The organism is Catellatospora aurea (assembly GCF_042663325.1).
GTDB lineage: Bacteria > Actinomycetota > Actinomycetes > Mycobacteriales > Micromonosporaceae > Catellatospora > Catellatospora aurea.
In genome coordinates this window covers 199,469-215,808 of sequence record NZ_JBHTAC010000004.1, presented here as the reverse complement: position 1 = coordinate 215,808, position 16,340 = coordinate 199,469, and the positions used below count along the sequence as shown (strand labels likewise).

Below are 16,340 nucleotides of genomic sequence, written 5' to 3'. Positions count from 1 at the left end.
CACCGGGCCGGCGGGCGAGCGCTCACACGCAGATCCAGTAGTACAGGTGCTCGCCCGCGTCACGGGCTCGCTGGGCGAGGCCCTGCAGCGCCTCGATGGTCGGCACGTGGTCGTCGTCCGGCCCGTCGGAGTCGATCTCCTCGATCCGCTGCCAGCGCGCCGACAGTTCGAGCATGCGCTCCGGGGCGATTCCGGCCAGGGTGTCGCGGGTGGCGTCGTCGACGGACGCCAGCCAGGGACCGGTCTCCTCCGCACTCCACAGCATGCGGCTGTCGACGGTGTCGACGGTCCACTCGACATCCCGGGCGAAACTCACCAGGTGGCCCAGCGTGACATCGGCGTCGAGGTGTTTGAAGTAGAGCAGGTCCAGCGCGGTGCCGTCGCTGAACGACCCCGGGCTCCCGTCGTTGTCCTCGATCATTTTCACCGCGGCGGCGTCATCGGCCGCGCGGAAGTAGTCGGTCAGCACACCCATGGCCGACACCCCACCACGGCGGTACGACAAGGGACGAGCCGAAACCGTCACCGGTCCGGCCGGGTCGGTTCCGCCGGGTCACCGGTGCGCTCGCCCTCGGCGGGCCGGTGCAGGCCCTCGGCGAAGGCACGGTCGGCGGCGGCGGCCTCGGCCGAGGTCAGGCCCGCCGGAGTCGGCACCGCCGGCAGGTTGAGCACCATCGTCAGGCCGCCGCCGGGGGTCGTCTCCGGCAGCAGGGTGCCGCCCATCGCCTCGATCAGGCCCCGGGACAGGGCCAGGCCGAGGCCGACGCCGCTCTCGTTGTCGCGGTCGCCGAGCCGCTGGAACGGCAGGAACACCTGGTCGCGCTGCTCCTCGGGGATGCCCGGCCCGTGGTCGACCACGCGCAGCTCGACCAGCTCACCGTGCTCGCTCGCGGTGACCAGCGGCGGGCGGTCCGGCGGGCTGAACCGCAGGGCGTTGCTGACGACGTTGACCAGTACCCGCTGCAGCAGACCCGGGTCGGCGCGTACGGCAGACAGGTCGTCCGGGATGCGCACCCGCACCGCCCGGCCCGGCGCGCCCAGCTCGTCGAGCGCCGTGGGCACCGCCTCGTCGAGCCAGACGTCGACGGCGGCCACGCCCAGCGCCCCCGCCTGCAGCCGGCTCATGTCCAACAGGTTCGCGACCAGCCGGGACAGCCGGTCCAGCGACTCGGCGGCGGTGGCCAGCAGCTCGCGCCGGTCCTCGTCGCTGAACGCCACGTCGTCGCTGCGCAGACCCTCCACGGCGGCGACGGCCGAGGCCAGCGGCGTACGCAGGTCGTGGCTGACCGCGGCGAGCAGCGCCGTGCGCATCTTGTCGGCCTCGGCCAGCGGCTTGGCCTTGGCGGCCTCGGCGGCCAGCCGCTCCTGGCGCAGCGCGATCGCGGCCTGGGCGGCGAACGCCTCGATGATCCGCCGGTCGGCGGCCGCGGGCACCGGACCGCGCAGCACCACGGTGACCTGGTCGTCGACGGCCACCACTGTGTCGCCCTGGCCCGGCGTGACGCAGGGCGGCCCGCCGACCGCGGCGGCCACCCGCCAGGCGCTGGGATCGCCCTGGCAGTCGGGCGCGGGCGGCACGTCGTCGCGCCGCTCCAGCACAGTGACCGCGTCGAGCTGGAAGGTCTCGCGCAGGTTCTCCAGCAGTGCCTGCAGCGGGCTCGCGCCGCGCAGCACGCTGCCCGCGACGATGGCCAGCGTGCCGGCGTCGGCCGAGGCGCGGGCGGCTTCGCGGGTGCGGCGGGCCGCCAGGTCCACCACCGCGCTGACCGCGACCCCGACCAGGATGAACACGGCCAGCGCGAGCACGTTCTCCCGGTTGGCGACGTTGAACGTGCGCAGCGGCGGGGTGAAGAAGAAGTTCAGCAGCAGCGAGCCGGCGACCGCCGCCAGCAGCGCGGGCCACAGGCCGCCGACCAGCGCGACCACGATCACCATGGCCAGGAACAGCAGGATGTCGCTGGCCAGCGAGAGGTCCTCGCCCAGGGTGCGCAGCAGCAGGGTCAGCAGCGGCAGGCCGAGCACGGCGAGCGCGAAACCGCTCAGCCGCCGGGCCGGGGACAGTGCTGATACCCCGCCCAGGGCGGGAAGCCTGCCCCGGCCGATCCGTTCGTGCGGCACGAGGTGCACGTCGATCGCGCCGGACAGGGCCGTGGTGGTCACCCCGACCCCGGGCGAGAGCAGCTGCGCCAGCCGGCCGCGGCGGCTCGCGCCGAGCACGAGCTGGGTGGCGTTGGCGCCCCGGGCGAAGTCGAGCAGCGCCCGCGGCACGTCCGCGCCCGCGACCTGGTGGTACGTGCCACCGAGGCTCTCCACCAGCACCCGGTGCTTGGCCAGCAGCGCGGGGTCGGCCCCGGCCAGCCCGTCGGAGCGGGGCACGTGCAGGGCCAGCAGGTCGGCGCCCTTGCTCCGGCCCGCGATCCGGGCGGCGCGGCGGATCAGCGTCTCCCCCTCGGGTCCGCCGGTGACGGCGACGACGACCCGTTCCCGGGTCTCCCACTGCTTGGCGATGTCGTGGTCGGCCCGGTACCGGTCGAGCTGCTCGTCGACCTTGTCGGCCAGCCAGAGCAGCGCCAGCTCGCGCAGCGCGGTGAGGTTGCCGACCCGGAAGTAGTTGCCCAGCGCGGCATCGATCTTGTCGGGCTGGTACACGTTGCCGTGGGCCATCCGCCGCCGCAGCGCCTCCGGCGTCATGTCGATCAGCTCGACCTGGTCGGCCTGGCGCACCACCTGGTCGGGGACCGTCTCGCGCTGGACGATGCCGGTGATCTGCTCGACGACGTCGTTGAGGGACTCCAGGTGCTGGATGTTGACCGTCGACAGCACGTTGATGCCGGCGTCGAGCAGCTCCTGGACGTCCTGCCAGCGCTTGGCGTTGCGGCTGCCGGGCACGTTGGTGTGGGCCAGCTCGTCGACGACGGCGACCTGCGGCGCGCGGGCGAGCACCGCATCGACGTCCATCTCGGTGAACGCCGCGCCGCGGTAGTCCACCGACCGGCGGGGCACGACCTCCAGTCCGTCGAGCATCTCGGCGGTGTGCTGGCGGCCGTGGGTCTCGACGAAGCCGATCACGATGTCGGTGCCCCGGCCGCGGCGGCGCTGGGCCTCCTCCAGTACGGCGTAGGTCTTGCCCACGCCCGGCGCGGCGCCCAGGTAGATGCGTAGCTGTCCGCGTGCCATGACCGGATCATCCCCCATGGTCGGGGGCGTCGTGCGGCACGAACCGGTATCCCATGCCGGGCTCGGCGAACGGCTTCGTGACGTAGTCGTCGGCCCCCGCGCCGTCGGCGGCGGTTTCCACGTCGTAGCCGCGGGCCTTCAGGTTGATCCGCAACGCCCGCAGGATCTGCGGCTCGTCGTCCACGATCAAGATCTTCGCCATGCTCCCCTCACCCTACCGCCCCCCTCCCCTCCCGAAGGAAAGGCACCTTCTACACGGACGTCCGTTAAGAAGGTGCCCTTCCTTCTGCCAGGGCTATTTGAGGCGGGCGTCGAGGGCGTCGATCAGGGCCTGCTGGAACTTGCCGTACTCGGTCAGGTCGAACGGCCAGCGCCACAGTTCGAGCTGGATGCCCTGGGCGGCGATGCGCTGCGCCTGATTGTTCGACATCTCCTTGGGCGCGAAGCCGATGAACTGGGTGTAGTAGCCGTCCATCTCGGCCAGCCGCTGGGCCGCGTCCTTCGGCCCGACCACCGCCGCGCTGCCGGTGCGAGCCCCGACCGGGACGGGTTCGAGCACCACCTTCTCCGGCTTGAAGTGCCGGCCGTCGATCATCAATCCGTGCCCCTTGGCCCGTACGTAGTCCCACAGGTGCTGGCCCACGGGCAGTTCCTTCAGCCGGGTCAGGTCGTCCAGGTTGGAGATCGACTTGGACTCGAACACGGCCAGCACCCAGACCCGGCCGTCCGGGTGCACCGAGATCGCCAGCAGGTCGCCGAGCTGCTTGCCCTGGCCGTCGGTGACCCCGCCGACCAGCTGCACCTTGCCCCACTTCTTCGACAGCTTCGCCGAGGCCCGCACCCGCACCTTGTCCAGGGCGGACATCATGTCCTCCAGCTCGGGCAGCGAGCGGGCCAGCCGCTCCACGATCAGGCCGCGCAGCGACTGCGGGCTCATCTCGCCGCGGCCCATCGCCTGGGCGACGATGTCGGCGAAGGTGGCCCGCTCCACCCCGGTCAGGATGCTCGGGAAGCGGGACAGGAAGCGGTCGTAGAGCTTCAGCGCCTCGGCCACGACGGCTCCGGTGATCAGTTTGACCATGCGCTCCAGGTCGCGCATGCTCGCGGCGGCGAGCGCCCTCGGCGCGGCCCGGATCTCGTACCGCACCACCTGCTTGCCGAAGATCTGCAGGCTGAGCCGCTTGACGCCGCGGGCGAACTTCGTGCCGTGCCCGAGCCGGATCAGTGCCACCACCTTGCTCACGGCGTAGCCTCCGACTCGTCGTAGGACACTTCGAGGGCCTCGCCGATGGCGAAGCTGTCCGGTTCGCAGAACGCCCGGATCAGTTCGAGCGCGATCCGGCCGACCAGGCGGCCCAGGTGCCGGCCGGACGCGGCGGCGTCGGGGGCGGTGCGCACCTGCTCGGACCACCACTCCAGGCTGGCCCGGCCGATCATGGTGGCGATGTCCTCGGCGTCGGGGATGATGTCGCGCAGCGCCTTCGCCGCCTCGACCGGCCCCACCTGGTCCAGCCAGCGGAACACCGCGCCCATGCGCTGCATCGCGCGCAGCGTCTCCAGCTCCGCCTTGACCTGCGGGGACAGCCCCTGCGGCGTCTCCTCGACGATCGGGCGGACGAAGAACTCGGCCAGGCTCACCGTGACCCCGACCCCGACCAGCTTGAACAGTGCCTGCAGGTCCTGCTTCCAGGCGGCGGCGCCCTCCAGGAAGCCGTCGGCGAACCCGTCCACGAAGCCCGCCGTGGCCGGCAGCGGATACGTCGGGGCGCTGACCATCCGCAGGTACGCGGCCACGTCGGCGACGCCCGCCGACCGGGGCGCCTGCGCGGTCACCGCCTGGATCAGGCCCGTGCCCAGCGCCGCCTGGTCGGCGGCGCTGAGCTGTCCGGACAGGCCGGTCACGGCCGCGGCTCGGTGAGGTGTACCGCCACTTCCGCCGCCGTCAGGTTGCCGGCCGCCACCGCCTCGCTCACCTTGCCCTGAGCCAGCAGCGCGGCCGACACCGCCGCGGTGCGGCCCGCCTCGCCCTGCGCCACGCTCTCGGTGAACGGGTCGGCCGCGGTGGTGCCGGCCAGCGTCACCTCGGTGTGCACCCCGTCGGTCGGCAGGTCCTCCGACCAGGTGCCCAGGCACACGTGCTTCTGCACCACCTCCGGGCACGGGTTGCCCGGGACCAGCTCGACCTCCGACGGACCGCCCAGGTGGGTCACCCGCCAGTCGGTCAGCTCCTTGAGCACCTTACGGACCAGGTCCTCGATGCCCGCCGGGCCGGTGCCCTGCTGCGAGCGCAGGAAGATCCAGCGCAGCGCGATCTCCTCGTATCCGGTGCGCACCGGCAGGAACAGCCGCGCCCAGGAGGCGTTGACGAAGTCGCCGGCCGGGCGGGCCGGGTCGCGCAGGCTGCCGTCGCCGCTCCAGGTGCCGGAGTAGGTCCGCGCCGCGGCCAGCTCCCAGTCGAAGACCTGCTCCCAGACGTCCAGCTCGGCGATCTCGTCGCGGGCGTCGGCCGGGAACATCGCGTTGATGAACCGGCGCATCAGCTCCTGCGCCGGATTCAGGCTCGCCCGGTGCGCGATCCGCCACGCCTCGAACTCGGCCAGCGCGACCGCCTCGGCCGCGGCCACCTTCGCCGCCCGCTGGGCGATCAGGACCGCGCACTGCGCCTCCCACGCCGCGGCCGCCTCCGCCTGCGCCTGGCTGAGCGAGGTCGCGTCCGGGATGACCCGGGCCGACAGCGACACCCAGATCTGCGACGAGCCGGTCAGCCGCCAGCCCGCGCCGCAGTGGATGATCTGGAAGACGGTACGGTCGCCCGCCGAGTTCATGACCTCCCAGGGGTCGCCGACGGTGTACACGCCGTACCCGCGCGGCGCGCCGGTCATCGTCGAGCGCAGGCTGCCCTGCAGGCTCGCGATGTCGCCGTCCCACTTCATCCCGCGGGGCACGTTGATCGGCAGGGTGTAGTCGGCGCTCATGTCGCTGCCCGGCCAGCCGCCCCACTGGGTCAGCTCGGTCAGCGGCGGGTCGAGCCCGACCAGCCGCGCACCGGGCACCTCGGCGACGTTCGGCTGCGGGGGCAGCACCGCCGCCGGGACCGAGTCCCGGGCCGCCTTGAGCAGCTGCTCGCGCATCGCGCTCTCGGCGGCGTAGAAGTCACCCGCGGGGTCCCGGACGAACGGCGTCCAGCACAGCCGCACCCCGAACCGCTCGTGGGAGAACCGCATCCGCTGAAGCACCTTGTAGAAGTGCAGGTCGATCGGGGTGAACTGGTTGGGGTTGCGGATCGTGCGGCGGGCCGCCCGCTCGAAGCGGTCCGACTCCGACACCCGGAACACGGTCTTGTGCACGTCGCGCATCTTGGCCACGTTCTTCGAGGTCCGGGCGGCGACCTCCTTGACCGAGTCGGTGCGGGTGTCGTTGTCGGCCTGCGTCGTGGTGTCCGACACCCCGCCGTTGACCTGGGCCTTGATGCCGTACTCGAAGCCGACCGTGCCGCCGGCGGTGAAGCCGTCGGTGCGGGTCGTGGTCAGCGAACCGGCGATCACCTCGGCGTGGTCGATGGTCGTCGACGACGACTGCTCGCTCTCGGCGTTGCCCTCGGTCTCCGAGCTGGACTCGGACAGGACGTCGCGCTGCACGAACGAGCGCTGCTCCAGCACCACCTCCTCGGCCGGGGCCAGGCCCATGGTGTGCAGGTGCTCGCCGACCACGAAGCCGGCCGGGCGCAGCCGGGTGCGGTCGAGGAACAGCAGGCCGATCTCCGACCGGGCCAGGTCGAGCAGCACCTGCTCGGGGGTGCGGTCCAGCACCGTGCCGGTGCGGGTCCCGTCGCCCTTCGGCGGCATGTGCGTGCTCGGACCGCCGGTGCCCGTGCCGGTGCCGCCCGTGCCGGTGCCGGTGCCGCCGCCCGGGCCGACGATGACCGGCTCGGTGCCCTTGCGCAGCAGGTTGGCCAGCTTCATCAGGGGAAGCGGCACGGCGGCCTCCGCCGGGTCGACGCCCGGCACGCCGTGGGTCAGGCGCATCCGCATGGTCGCCTCGCCCTCCGGCCCGTCCGCCCGGGTGACCGGGGCGGAGGCGGCGACGGTCTTGCCCGAGCCGCCGTGCCACTCGGCCCACTCGGCGGTGGCCTCGCCGGTGAGGCCGGCCGCCTTGGCCAGGTACACCCACTGCGCGCGGGTGAGGACGGGACGGCCGTTGCTGCCGGTGTTGCTCAGGGCCGCGTACCGGTAGGAGTACACGAAACGGTCGCCGGAGCCGGGTGCCCCTTGCAGGGCGTCCACCGGCACCGTGAATGTCACACGCTGTGTCATGGCAGGAGTCTGAACGCGGCGGTGCCGCCTATCCGTTGACGGTCGTCATTCCGACGGTCCCGGCCGGCTCCCCCACCGGCGGCATCACCCCTGGCCACAGGCCCGACTCCGCCCTCCGGTCGGTCCAGTGTGGCCGGTCGGCGGGCGGGCAGCCACCACTTCGCCATCCATCTGTACGCCTGCCCTGCAGTTGGTCGAGGCGGCGGCGTTCCGCGGCCTGGCGGCCGTCCTGCCGACCGCCGCGGTCTGGATCGTGCGCCGCCGCACGGCCTGACCCCGCCCGGCCGTCGTCAATGGACGGTGTCCCAACAGGACGGCGCGTGGGTGCGATGATGTGCCGCATGACCTGGGAAGCACTGCTGAGCGCCGCCATCGGCGCGGTCATCGCGCTGTCCGGCACGCTGCTGGCCGACCTGCGCCGCGACCGCCGCCAGCGCGAACGCGACCACGACATCGAGCGGCGCAAGTACTGCGTGGAGTTCACGCTGGCACTGAACGCCGCGCTCGGCGGGCTGCGCGAGGCCGCCCGCGTCCCCGCCGACGAGCGTGTGGAGGCGGCGACCCGGGCCGTGGCCACCTCCGGGGTCTACGGGGCCCGGGAACAGCTGCTGCTGGCGGGCACGCCGGCGCTGCTGACCGCGGGCGAGGCCGTGTTCCACCGCCTCGTCGAGGTCCGCGACGCGGTACGCGGCGGCGCGGCGCTGGACTCCCCGGCCTACCACGAGGCGTACCACGGCTTCGCGGACGCGCTGTGGCGCTTTCGGCTCGCGGTGCGCACCGACCTCGGGCAGCCGGGTCTCACGCCGGCTGCCCTGGACCGGCCCGACTGGTCGGACCGGGACCGCTGCACCGTGTGTGGTGTGCTCACCGCCGCCGCGTGAGCCTCAGCGCTCGCACCTGATCACGACCCGCTGACCCGGCTGGAGCGGGCTGCCCGGACCCGGGAGCTGCCGGTCCACCCGGTACTGGCGCTTGTCCCCGCGGACCCCGCGCACGTCGACGCGCAGGCCCATCGCGGTGAGGTGGTTCTCGGCGTCCTGGCAGTTCCAGTTGTTCAGGTCCGGCATGGCGCCGCCCTGCGGGTTCTTGCTCACCTGCAGCTTGACCACGGAGTTGCGCTCGACCCCGGTGCCCAGCGCCGGGGTCTGCTTGACCACGGTCTCGAAGGGCTTGTCCGAGTCGACCTGCTCGACCTCGACCCGCAGGCCCAGGTTCTCCAGGATCGACCTGGCCTCGGCCAGCGGCTTGCCCTCGACCGACGGCACGGTCACCGGGGCGCGGCCCTTGCTGAGGGTCACCTTGATCTCGGCGCCGACCTCGACCTCCTCGCCGGCCTTGGGCAGGGTCTCCAGGACCGAGCCCTTCGGGACGAGGTCGCTGTACTTCTCCCCGGCCTTCACCGGCTTGAGCTTCAGCGGTTCGGCCTGCAGGTCGACCAGCGCCTGGTCCCACGGCACGCCGGACACGTCGGGCACCACGTAGCGCTCGGGACCGGCGGACAGGGTCAGGGTCACCGTGCCGCCGCTCACCACGTCCTCGCCGGCCGGCGGGTCCTGCACCAGCACGACGTCCTTGGGCACGTCCTCCCGGAACAGCGGCTTGGCGTAGGCGACCTCCAGGCCCAGGCCCCGCAGGGCGGACTCGGCCTGCTCCTTGGTCAGGTTCGTCACCTGCGGCGTCGTCTCGTAGCGGCCGAAGGCCAGGTAGTAGCCGCCGGTCAGCACCAGCAGGCCCAGCACCACCGCGCCGGCCATCAGCGCCATGCGCCCGCGCGGATCGCCCATCAGCCGTGTGTAGTGCTGCTTGGCCTGCTCCACCAGGCCCGCGACCGAGGGTGCCGACGCCGTCATGGTGCGCGTACGCGGCTCGGCGGGCTCCTCGTGCAGCCGGGCCCAGGACGGGCGGTCGGCGGGCCGCACCTGGTCGACCATCATCGTCTCCTGCGCCACCTGGCGCATCCGCGTGGTCGCGTCGGCCAGACCGTGGCGGGCCGACTGCACCGCCGACAGCATCGCGCCCGCGTCCATGAACCGCGCGCCCGGCGCGCGGCGGGTGGCGGAGGCGACGAGGTCGTCCAGCACCGGCGGCAGCCCGCCCACGAGCTGCGAGGGCGGCGGCACGTCGCGCTCGACGTGCTGCCAGGCCACCTCGACGGGCCGCTCACCCTGGTACGGCACACGGCCGGTGAGCAGCTCGAACAGCAGGATCCCGGCGCCGTACACGTCGCCGCGCGGGTCGACGTGGCCGTCGGCCACGAACTCCGGCGCGACGTACGCGGCGCTGATCGACGGCTCCGCCCCGCCGGCCTCGACGGCGTCGGCGAGCCCGAGGTCGGTCACCTTGACCACGGCTTCGCTCAGGTCGTGGCCGCCGCCGGGCGCCTCGGCCACCATGATGTTCTCCGGCTTGACCGCGCGGTGCACCAGGTTGGTGCGGTGCGCCGCGGCCAGCGCCGCCAGGACCTGCTCGGTCACCGCGAGCGCCTCGGCCGGGGCGAGCCGGCGGCGCTCGTCGAGGATGTCGCGCAGCGTGCGCCCGCGGACGAACTCCGTCACCAGGTACGGCACACCGCCGTGCAGGCCCTGGCCGTAGAACGCGGCCACGTTCGGGTGCGTCAGCCGGGCCAGCCCCGTCGCCTCCTCGGCGAACCGGTCCGCGTGGAAGGCCGCGGCCTGGCCCCGGCGCGGCTGCGGCGGGTGGATCATCTTGAGCGCGACGGTACGGCCGAGGCGCTCGTCCACCGCCGCGTACACCGTCGTCATGCCGCCACGCGCCACGCTTCCGCGGATGCGGAAGCGCCCGTCGACGAGCGAGCCCAGGAGGGGATCGGCGAGCTGAGCGTCCATGGCAGCGCAGTCTAGGGCAGTCGCGGACGAGGTGGCTCGCCCGCTGCCGGGACCGCCTTCGACCTGCGGCAGCGCCGGAACCCCGGCCGGTCGTCCGGCAGCGGCGCGCCCGATACCGGTTTGCCGATCATCGGCGGCCGACGTATGGTCGACGGCGATGTGAGCCACTGACACCTTCCCGCGCCCGCGACCGAGGCACTGCCCGGCGGGCGGAAGAGTCGATCCTGTCGGTGGTGTTCCATGTCCTATTCCGCCCTGCTTGCCCAAGATCTCGTCCGTACCCTCGGCACGCGCCGGGTGCTCGACGGCGTCAGTCTCACCGCGTCCCCCGGTCACCGGATCGGGCTGATCGGCGAGAACGGCGTCGGCAAGTCCACCCTGCTGCGGCTGCTCGCCGGGACCGACGAGCCCGACTCCGGCACCGTCACCCGCCCGGACGACCTCGGCTTCCTGCACCAGGAGATGCCGTTCGACGCCGCGGCGACCGTCGCCGACGTGATCGACGACGCCCTGCGCGAGGCCCGGGAGGATCTTGCCGAACTCGACCGGCTCACCGCCGAGCTGGCCGCCGTGGCACCGGAGTCCGACGGCTACCCCGCCCTGCTCGCCGCGTACGGCGAGCGGCTGGACCGGGCCCAGGAGCACGAGGCCTGGGACGCCGACCGGCGCGCGGAGATCGTCCTGGCCGGGCTCGGCCTGGGCGGCATCGCGCACGAGCGTGCGCTCGGGTCGCTGTCCGGCGGGCAGCGCGGGCGGCTCGCGCTGGCCGCGCTGCTGGCCCGGCGGCCCTCGGCGCTGCTGCTCGACGAGCCGACCAACCACCTCGACGACGCCGCGGCCGCGTTCCTGGAGGAGCAGCTGCGCGGGCTGCCCGGGGTGGTCGTGGTGGCCAGCCACGACCGGGCGTTCCTCGACGCCGTGTGCACCGACCTGATCGACCTCGACCCCGCCGTCGACGGCCCGACCCGCTACGGCGGCGGCTACACCGCGTACCAGGCCGAGAAGCAGGCCGAGCGGGCCCGCTGGCAGCGCCGGTTCGAGCAGGAACAGGAGGAGCTCGACGACCTGCGCCAGGCCGTGTCGGTCACCGCGCACCAGGTCGCGCCCGGCCGGGCCAAGCGCGACAGCGAGAAGATGGGCTACGGCCACACCACCGGCCGGGTGCAGAACCAGATCTCGCGCCGGGTGCGCAACGCCTCCCGCCGCCTCGACGAGCTGGAACGCGAGCAGGTGCGCCGCCCGCCGGAGCCGCTGCGCTTCCGGGCGACCCGGCTCGCGGGCACGTCGGCCGACGGCACCCTGCTGTCGCTGCGCGACGTGCACGTGCCGGGCCGGCTCGCCCTGGACCGGCTGGACCTGTCGTCCACGGACCGGCTGCTGGTCACCGGGGCCAACGGCGCGGGCAAGTCGACGCTGCTCGCGGTGCTGGCCGGAAGGCTCGACGCCGCGGGCGAGGTGCACCGGCGGCGCGGGCTGACCGTGGGGCTGCTGACCCAGGACAGCGTGTTCGAGCGGCCCGACCGCACCGCCCGGGAGACCTACGAGCTGACGCTGGGCACCGCCCGCGCCGAGGCCGTGCCGCTGGGCGAGCTCGGCCTGCTCGCCCCGCGCGACCAGGGCACCCGGGTCGGCGACCTGTCGGTCGGGCAGCGCCGCCGGCTCGCCCTCGCGCTGCTGGTGGCGAACCCGCCGGAGCTGCTGCTGCTCGACGAGCCGACCAACCACCTGTCGCCGAGGCTTGCCGACGAGCTGGAGGAGGCGCTGGGCACCGGACCGGGCGCGATCGTGGTGGCCAGCCACGACCGCTGGCTGCGCTCCCGCTGGCCCGGCCGCGAGCTGCGGCTGTGACAGCGGAAACCGGCGCCCCCACGGCGTTGCGCCGTTGACCTAGCCTGCTCCGCACGGGGCGGCGAGGTCAGGCGTCCCGGCTCTCGACGGGCGACGGGACGGATACGGTATGGCCAAGGTGGAACTGCTCAGACCACGCTCGGTCGCGGTGTGGTGGTTGTTCCTGGTCGCCGGGCTGGGGTTGGCCACGATGACGGCGGTGACGAAGTTCGGCGACCTGGACAAGCAGAAGCGGCTGCGGGCGGATGGGACCGCGGTCATCGCTGTGGTCACCGGCCACAAGGACGGCAGCGGCCGGGTCGCGGAGCAGATCCAGGTCGCCTATCAGGTCCAGGGGCTTTCGTACCAGCAATGGATCAAGGGTGACGCGGCGGTCGGCGAGAGCATGTGGCTGTGGCTCGGCCCGGCCGACCCGGCCGAGTTCGTCGCCCACAACGGCAGCACCGACGACTCCCTCGCCTTCTTCAACACCTGGATGGGCATGCCGTGGGGGCTGGGGTTCGCCGCGATCGGCGCCGCCGTCCTGGTGCGCGACCTGCGGGCGGCGCGGGCGGCGCGCACGGCGGCCCAGCGCGGCCTGCGGCGTAAGCGGTGGCAGCCACCCGCGCGGTGACGCCATCCCGGTGCGGCGCGTTCAGCCCGCGTCGTCGGCGATGCGGTAGCCGACACCGGGTGTCGTCGTGACGACCGGTGGGCTGCCCAGTTTGCGGCGCAGCCGTCCGATGGTGACGGTGACCGTGTTGGTGAACGGGTCGGCGTGCTCGTCCCAGACCCGTTCGAGCAGTTCCTCCGTGCTCAGGAACGCTGGGCTCGCCGACAGCAGGGCTTCCAGCAGTGCGAACTCCTTCACCGACAGGTCGAGCGGCCGGCCGTCGCGGGTGGCGGTGCGGCGTACCGGGTCGAGTTCGACACCGGCGGCGCGCAGCGTCCGGGCCCGTGCCGTGGGGCGCCTGCGCGCCAGCGCGCGCACCCGCAGCACCAGCTCCGGGAAGTGGAACGGCTTGCCCAGGTAGTCGTCCGCGCCCAGGGTGAGACCGCTGACCCGGTCGCCGGGCGCGACGGCCGCGGTCAGCATCAGCACCATGGGCCGTTCATCCCGCTCGGTGATCATCTGGCACAGCGTGTCGCCGTGGATGCCGGGCAGGTCACGGTCGAGGACCACCACGTCGTACGCGTTGACGTCCAGTTTCGCCGCGGCGGCCAGGCCGTCGTGCGCCAGGTCCACGGCCATGCCCTGGTCCCGCAGCCCTTCGGCCACCACCTCGGCGAGCGCGCGGGCGTCCTCGACCACGAGCACCCTCACGCCGCGGCCTCCTGCCGTGAGCGCGGCAGCGTCACCGTGGCACGCAGTCCGCCGGCCGGGCGTGCCCGCAGCTCCAGCCGGCCGCCGTGTGCTTCGGCGACGGCCGCGACGATCGACAGCCCGAGGCCGGAGCCGTCGTCGGAGCCGACACGGTCCGCGCCGAGGCGCTGGAACGGCGCGGCGAGCCGGTCGACCTGCGCCTGTTCCAGCACCGGTCCGCCGGACTCCACGACCAGGGCGACCGTGCCGTCGGCGGCGGTGACCGCGACCCGCAGCCACCCGCCGTCCACGTTGTGCAGCACCGCGTTGTCGACGAGGTTCTGCGCCAGCCGGGCCAGCAGCGTGGCGTTGCCCTCGGTCCAGGCGTGCGGCGCGACGTCGGCGGTGTCGACGGTCAGGCCTGCGGCCCGGATGTCGGCGGCGCGGGCGGCCAGCGCCCCGCCGGCGAGGTCGCCGAGCGCCACCGGGGCCTGGTCACCGAGCGCGCCGTGCTGCGTGCGGGCCAGCACGAGCAGGCCGTCGAGCAGCCGGTCCACCCGGTCGAGTTCGGTGCGTACGCGCCCGCCGAGCGCGGCGGTCTGCGCGGGCAGCGGCCCCGGCTTGGCTTCGGCGACGTCCAGCGCGGCGCGCATGGTGGCCAGCGGGGTGCGCAGCTCGTGCGAGGCGTTCGCGACGAAGCGGCGCTGCGCGGCGAACGACGCCTCCAGCCTGGCCAGCAGCCCGTCGATGGTGTCGGCGAGGTCCTTGACCTCGTCCTCGGGCCCGGCCACGGCGAGCCGCTCGTGCAGGTTCTCGGCGGAGATCCGGCGGGTCGCCGCGGTGACCGTGCGCAGCGGGCGCAGCACCCGGCCCGAGATCACCCGGCCCAGCAGGAGCGATACCAGACCCATCACCACCAGCGCGATCAGCGAGCCGACCAGCAGCCGCCGGGACTGCAGCGCCTCGGCCTCCGCCAGCCGGGCCTGCAGGTCGTGGATCTGCTGCCGGGCCGCGGCTAGGTCGGACTGGTTCTGCGGGAGCTGTCCGGGGGCGATCTGGGTGTTCTTGCCGGCGGCCAGCAGGTTGGTGAGGACCAGCAGCCCGAACCCGGACGCCAGGAACACCGACGCGTAGAGCAGCGTGAACCGCCACCCCACCGTCCTGCCCGGCCATCTCATGAGCGCCTCCCGCCGTCGTGCCGGTGACCAGCATGCCCCGGCCGGCCTAACAGCGGCATGACAGCGTCGCTTCGGCCCGTGTCACCGCGTGCTCCGTAGAACATCGGCCATGAGTACCCCCGACGAAAGCACCACTCCCGGCCTGGCGGCGCTGGTCCGGGCCGAATGGTCCGCGTTCCGGTCCCGCGGCCGGATGGCCGCCCTGCTCGTGGCGGCGCTGTCCGTCATCGCGCTGGCCGTGCTGCCCGCGCTCGGCAGCCACGGCTCGTGCAGCCAAGGCCCGGTCGAGGTGCCCTGCCCGACCGACCCGCTGGCTCCCGACGGCCGGCCCGTATCCGACCTGTTCTTCTTCGCGCACCGGCCGCTGACCGGCGACGGCAGCCTCACGGTGCGGCTGACCTCGCTGACCGGGACCATCACCTATCCCCCGCCGGACCACGACGAGATCGTCGCCGGGGTGGTGCCGTGGGCGAAGACCGGGATCATCATCAAGGACGGCCTCGGGCAGGGCTCCTCCTACGCCGCGCTGATGATGACCGGCTCCCACGGCGTACGGATGCAGCACGACTACACCCACGACACGGCCGGCCGGCCCGGCGGCGTATCCGCACAGTCGCCGCGCTGGCTGCGGCTCACCCGCACCGGTGACACGATCACCGGCGAGGAGTCGACCGACGGCGTCTCGTGGACACCGGTCGGCACCGCCCGGCTCGCGGGCCTGCCCGCCACCGCGCGGATCGGCCTGTTCGCCACCTCGCCGGGCGACCTCACCCTCGCGCCGGTCGGCCTCGGCGGCAGCGTCGGCCAGGTGCGGTTCACCCAGGCCGTCGGCTCGTTCGACAGCGTCAGCACGACCGGCGGGGTGGCGGCCGGCCCGTGGAGCGCCGACACCGTCGGCGAACTCGGCCACACGGACTGGGAGAAGTTCCACCGCGCGCCCGGCCTGGTCTCCGACGGCGGCACGCTCACCGTGACCGGGTCCGGCGACATCGGCCCGGTCGGCACCGAAGGCGGCCGTACCTCCAAGGACACCCTCGTCGGCCTGTTCGCGGCGGTGATCGTCCTGATCGTGACCGCGGCCCGGTACGCCGTCGCGCGCACCACCACCGGGACCGCGCCCAGCGGGCGGCAGCTCGCGGCACGAGGGCTGGTGCTCGGCGGGGCCGTGTTCGCGAGCGGACTCGCCGCCGTGGCGGTCGCCGTGCCGCTCGGCACGAAGCTGCTGCGCGACCGCGGCCTCACGGTCGTCCCGGCCGGGCCGCTGACCGAACTGCGCGTCATCGTCGGCACCGCGGTGCTGCTCGCACTCGTCGCCGTGCTCGCGCTGGCGCTCGGCGCACTGCTGCGGCGGGCCTGGCTCGCGGTGACCGTACTACTGGCCGGGCTCGTGCTGCCGTACCTGCTGGTGGTCGTGCCGCTGCTGCCCGACGCCGTCGCGGACTGGCTGCTGCGGCTCACCCCCGCCGCCGGGTTCGCGGTGCTGCAGACACTGACGGCATACCCCCAGGTCACCATGCACTACGCGCCGTACGCCGGGTACTTCCCTCTACCGTGGTGGGCCGGGCTCGCGGTGACCGGCGCGTTCGCCGCCCTCGCGCTCGGACTCGCCCTGCGCCGCGCGCCAGAGCCGCCGAACGCGACACCGGTCGACTGGCGCTAACCCCGACCGCAGGAAAGGAAGGGCATCTTCACATCG

Annotated in this window: 12 protein-coding genes and 1 pseudogene; 4 read left to right on the top strand and 9 right to left on the bottom strand. The window is 73.7% G+C overall.

The window, feature by feature from the left end:
- Positions 1–22: 22 nt before the first annotated feature.
- From ACFQO7_RS06255 to ACFQO7_RS06230, 6 genes and pseudogenes are all read right to left on the bottom strand, one after another.
- The gene (locus ACFQO7_RS06255; protein WP_376805509.1) at positions 23–475 is read right to left on the bottom strand and encodes a hypothetical protein; all 453 of its coding nucleotides are present in this window, start codon (positions 473–475) and stop codon (positions 23–25) included.
- Between the two features lie 47 nt (positions 476–522).
- Positions 523–3,177: a DUF4118 domain-containing protein gene (locus ACFQO7_RS06250; RefSeq protein ID WP_376805508.1), complete on the bottom strand. Its 2,655-nt coding sequence runs from the start codon at positions 3,175–3,177 to the stop codon at positions 523–525.
- A 91-nt stretch (positions 3,178–3,268) separates the two neighbouring features.
- Positions 3,269–3,379, bottom strand: a pseudogene (locus tag ACFQO7_RS06245) (DNA-binding response regulator); the annotation flags it as partial.
- A gap of 93 nt (positions 3,380–3,472) precedes the next feature.
- A complete protein-coding gene (locus ACFQO7_RS06240) occupies positions 3,473–4,420 on the bottom strand; it encodes a hypothetical protein (protein ID WP_376805507.1) in 948 nt (315 codons plus the stop codon).
- Positions 4,417–5,079 carry a hypothetical protein gene (locus ACFQO7_RS06235; protein WP_376805506.1) on the bottom strand — a complete coding sequence of 221 codons (663 nt, stop codon included), beginning with the start codon at positions 5,077–5,079 and terminating at the stop codon, positions 4,417–4,419. Before ACFQO7_RS06235 ends, ACFQO7_RS06240 begins: the two co-directional genes overlap by 4 nt.
- Entirely contained in the window at positions 5,076–7,490 is a 2,415-nt protein-coding gene (locus ACFQO7_RS06230; protein WP_376805505.1) for a hypothetical protein, read from the bottom strand. The genes ACFQO7_RS06235 and ACFQO7_RS06230 overlap by 4 nt, the downstream gene beginning before the upstream one ends.
- A gap of 341 nt (positions 7,491–7,831) precedes the next feature.
- Between ACFQO7_RS06230 and ACFQO7_RS06225 the strand changes: the two genes are divergently transcribed.
- Positions 7,832–8,371 (top strand): hypothetical protein, encoded by a 540-nt coding sequence (locus ACFQO7_RS06225; RefSeq protein ID WP_376805504.1) that lies wholly within the window; start codon positions 7,832–7,834, stop codon positions 8,369–8,371.
- Between the two features lie 3 nt (positions 8,372–8,374).
- Here the strand turns inward: ACFQO7_RS06225 and ACFQO7_RS06220 are convergent, their stop codons facing one another.
- On the bottom strand, positions 8,375–10,336 hold the full coding sequence (locus ACFQO7_RS06220; protein ID WP_376805503.1) for a PASTA domain-containing protein: 1,962 nt from the start codon (positions 10,334–10,336) through the stop codon (positions 8,375–8,377).
- A gap of 240 nt (positions 10,337–10,576) precedes the next feature.
- On the opposite strand from ACFQO7_RS06220, the gene ACFQO7_RS06215 reads away from it, so the two are divergent.
- Both ACFQO7_RS06215 and ACFQO7_RS06210 read left to right on the top strand, forming a co-directional pair.
- Positions 10,577–12,184 carry an ABC-F family ATP-binding cassette domain-containing protein gene (locus tag ACFQO7_RS06215; protein ID WP_376805502.1) on the top strand — a complete coding sequence of 536 codons (1,608 nt, stop codon included), beginning with the start codon at positions 10,577–10,579 and terminating at the stop codon, positions 12,182–12,184.
- 109 nt (positions 12,185–12,293) lie between these two features.
- On the top strand, positions 12,294–12,797 hold the full coding sequence (locus ACFQO7_RS06210) for a hypothetical protein (protein ID WP_376805501.1): 504 nt from the start codon (positions 12,294–12,296) through the stop codon (positions 12,795–12,797).
- A gap of 21 nt (positions 12,798–12,818) precedes the next feature.
- On the opposite strand, the gene ACFQO7_RS06205 is transcribed toward ACFQO7_RS06210, so the two are convergent.
- Positions 12,819–13,487: a response regulator transcription factor gene (locus ACFQO7_RS06205; protein WP_376805500.1), complete on the bottom strand. Its 669-nt coding sequence runs from the start codon at positions 13,485–13,487 to the stop codon at positions 12,819–12,821.
- Complete coding sequence (locus tag ACFQO7_RS06200; RefSeq protein ID WP_376805499.1) at positions 13,484–14,644, bottom strand: sensor histidine kinase; 1,161 nt, start codon at positions 14,642–14,644, stop codon at positions 13,484–13,486. Before ACFQO7_RS06200 ends, ACFQO7_RS06205 begins: the two co-directional genes overlap by 4 nt.
- A gap of 109 nt (positions 14,645–14,753) precedes the next feature.
- Here ACFQO7_RS06200 and ACFQO7_RS06195 point away from each other — a divergent pair, with 109 nt between their 5' ends.
- Positions 14,754–16,304, top strand: a complete 1,551-nt coding sequence (locus tag ACFQO7_RS06195; protein ID WP_376805498.1) for a DUF1349 domain-containing protein — start codon at positions 14,754–14,756, stop codon at positions 16,302–16,304.
- The last annotated feature ends 36 nt before the right edge of the window (positions 16,305–16,340 follow it).

Coding starts and splice junctions, on each gene's coding strand:
- ACFQO7_RS06250 (WP_376805508.1), bottom strand. CDS start 3,177: ATGGCACGCGGACAGCTACGCATCTACCTGGGCGCCGCGCCGGGCGTG.
- ACFQO7_RS06255 (WP_376805509.1), bottom strand. CDS start 475: ATGGGTGTGCTGACCGACTACTTCCGCGCGGCCGATGACGCCGCCGCG.
- ACFQO7_RS06195 (WP_376805498.1), top strand. CDS start 14,754: ATGAGTACCCCCGACGAAAGCACCACTCCCGGCCTGGCGGCGCTGGTC.
- ACFQO7_RS06230 (WP_376805505.1), bottom strand. CDS start 7,490: ATGACACAGCGTGTGACATTCACGGTGCCGGTGGACGCCCTGCAAGGG.
- ACFQO7_RS06200 (WP_376805499.1), bottom strand. CDS start 14,644: ATGAGATGGCCGGGCAGGACGGTGGGGTGGCGGTTCACGCTGCTCTAC.
- ACFQO7_RS06215 (WP_376805502.1), top strand. CDS start 10,577: ATGTCCTATTCCGCCCTGCTTGCCCAAGATCTCGTCCGTACCCTCGGC.
- ACFQO7_RS06210 (WP_376805501.1), top strand. CDS start 12,294: ATGGCCAAGGTGGAACTGCTCAGACCACGCTCGGTCGCGGTGTGGTGG.
- ACFQO7_RS06220 (WP_376805503.1), bottom strand. CDS start 10,336: ATGGACGCTCAGCTCGCCGATCCCCTCCTGGGCTCGCTCGTCGACGGG.
- ACFQO7_RS06225 (WP_376805504.1), top strand. CDS start 7,832: ATGACCTGGGAAGCACTGCTGAGCGCCGCCATCGGCGCGGTCATCGCG.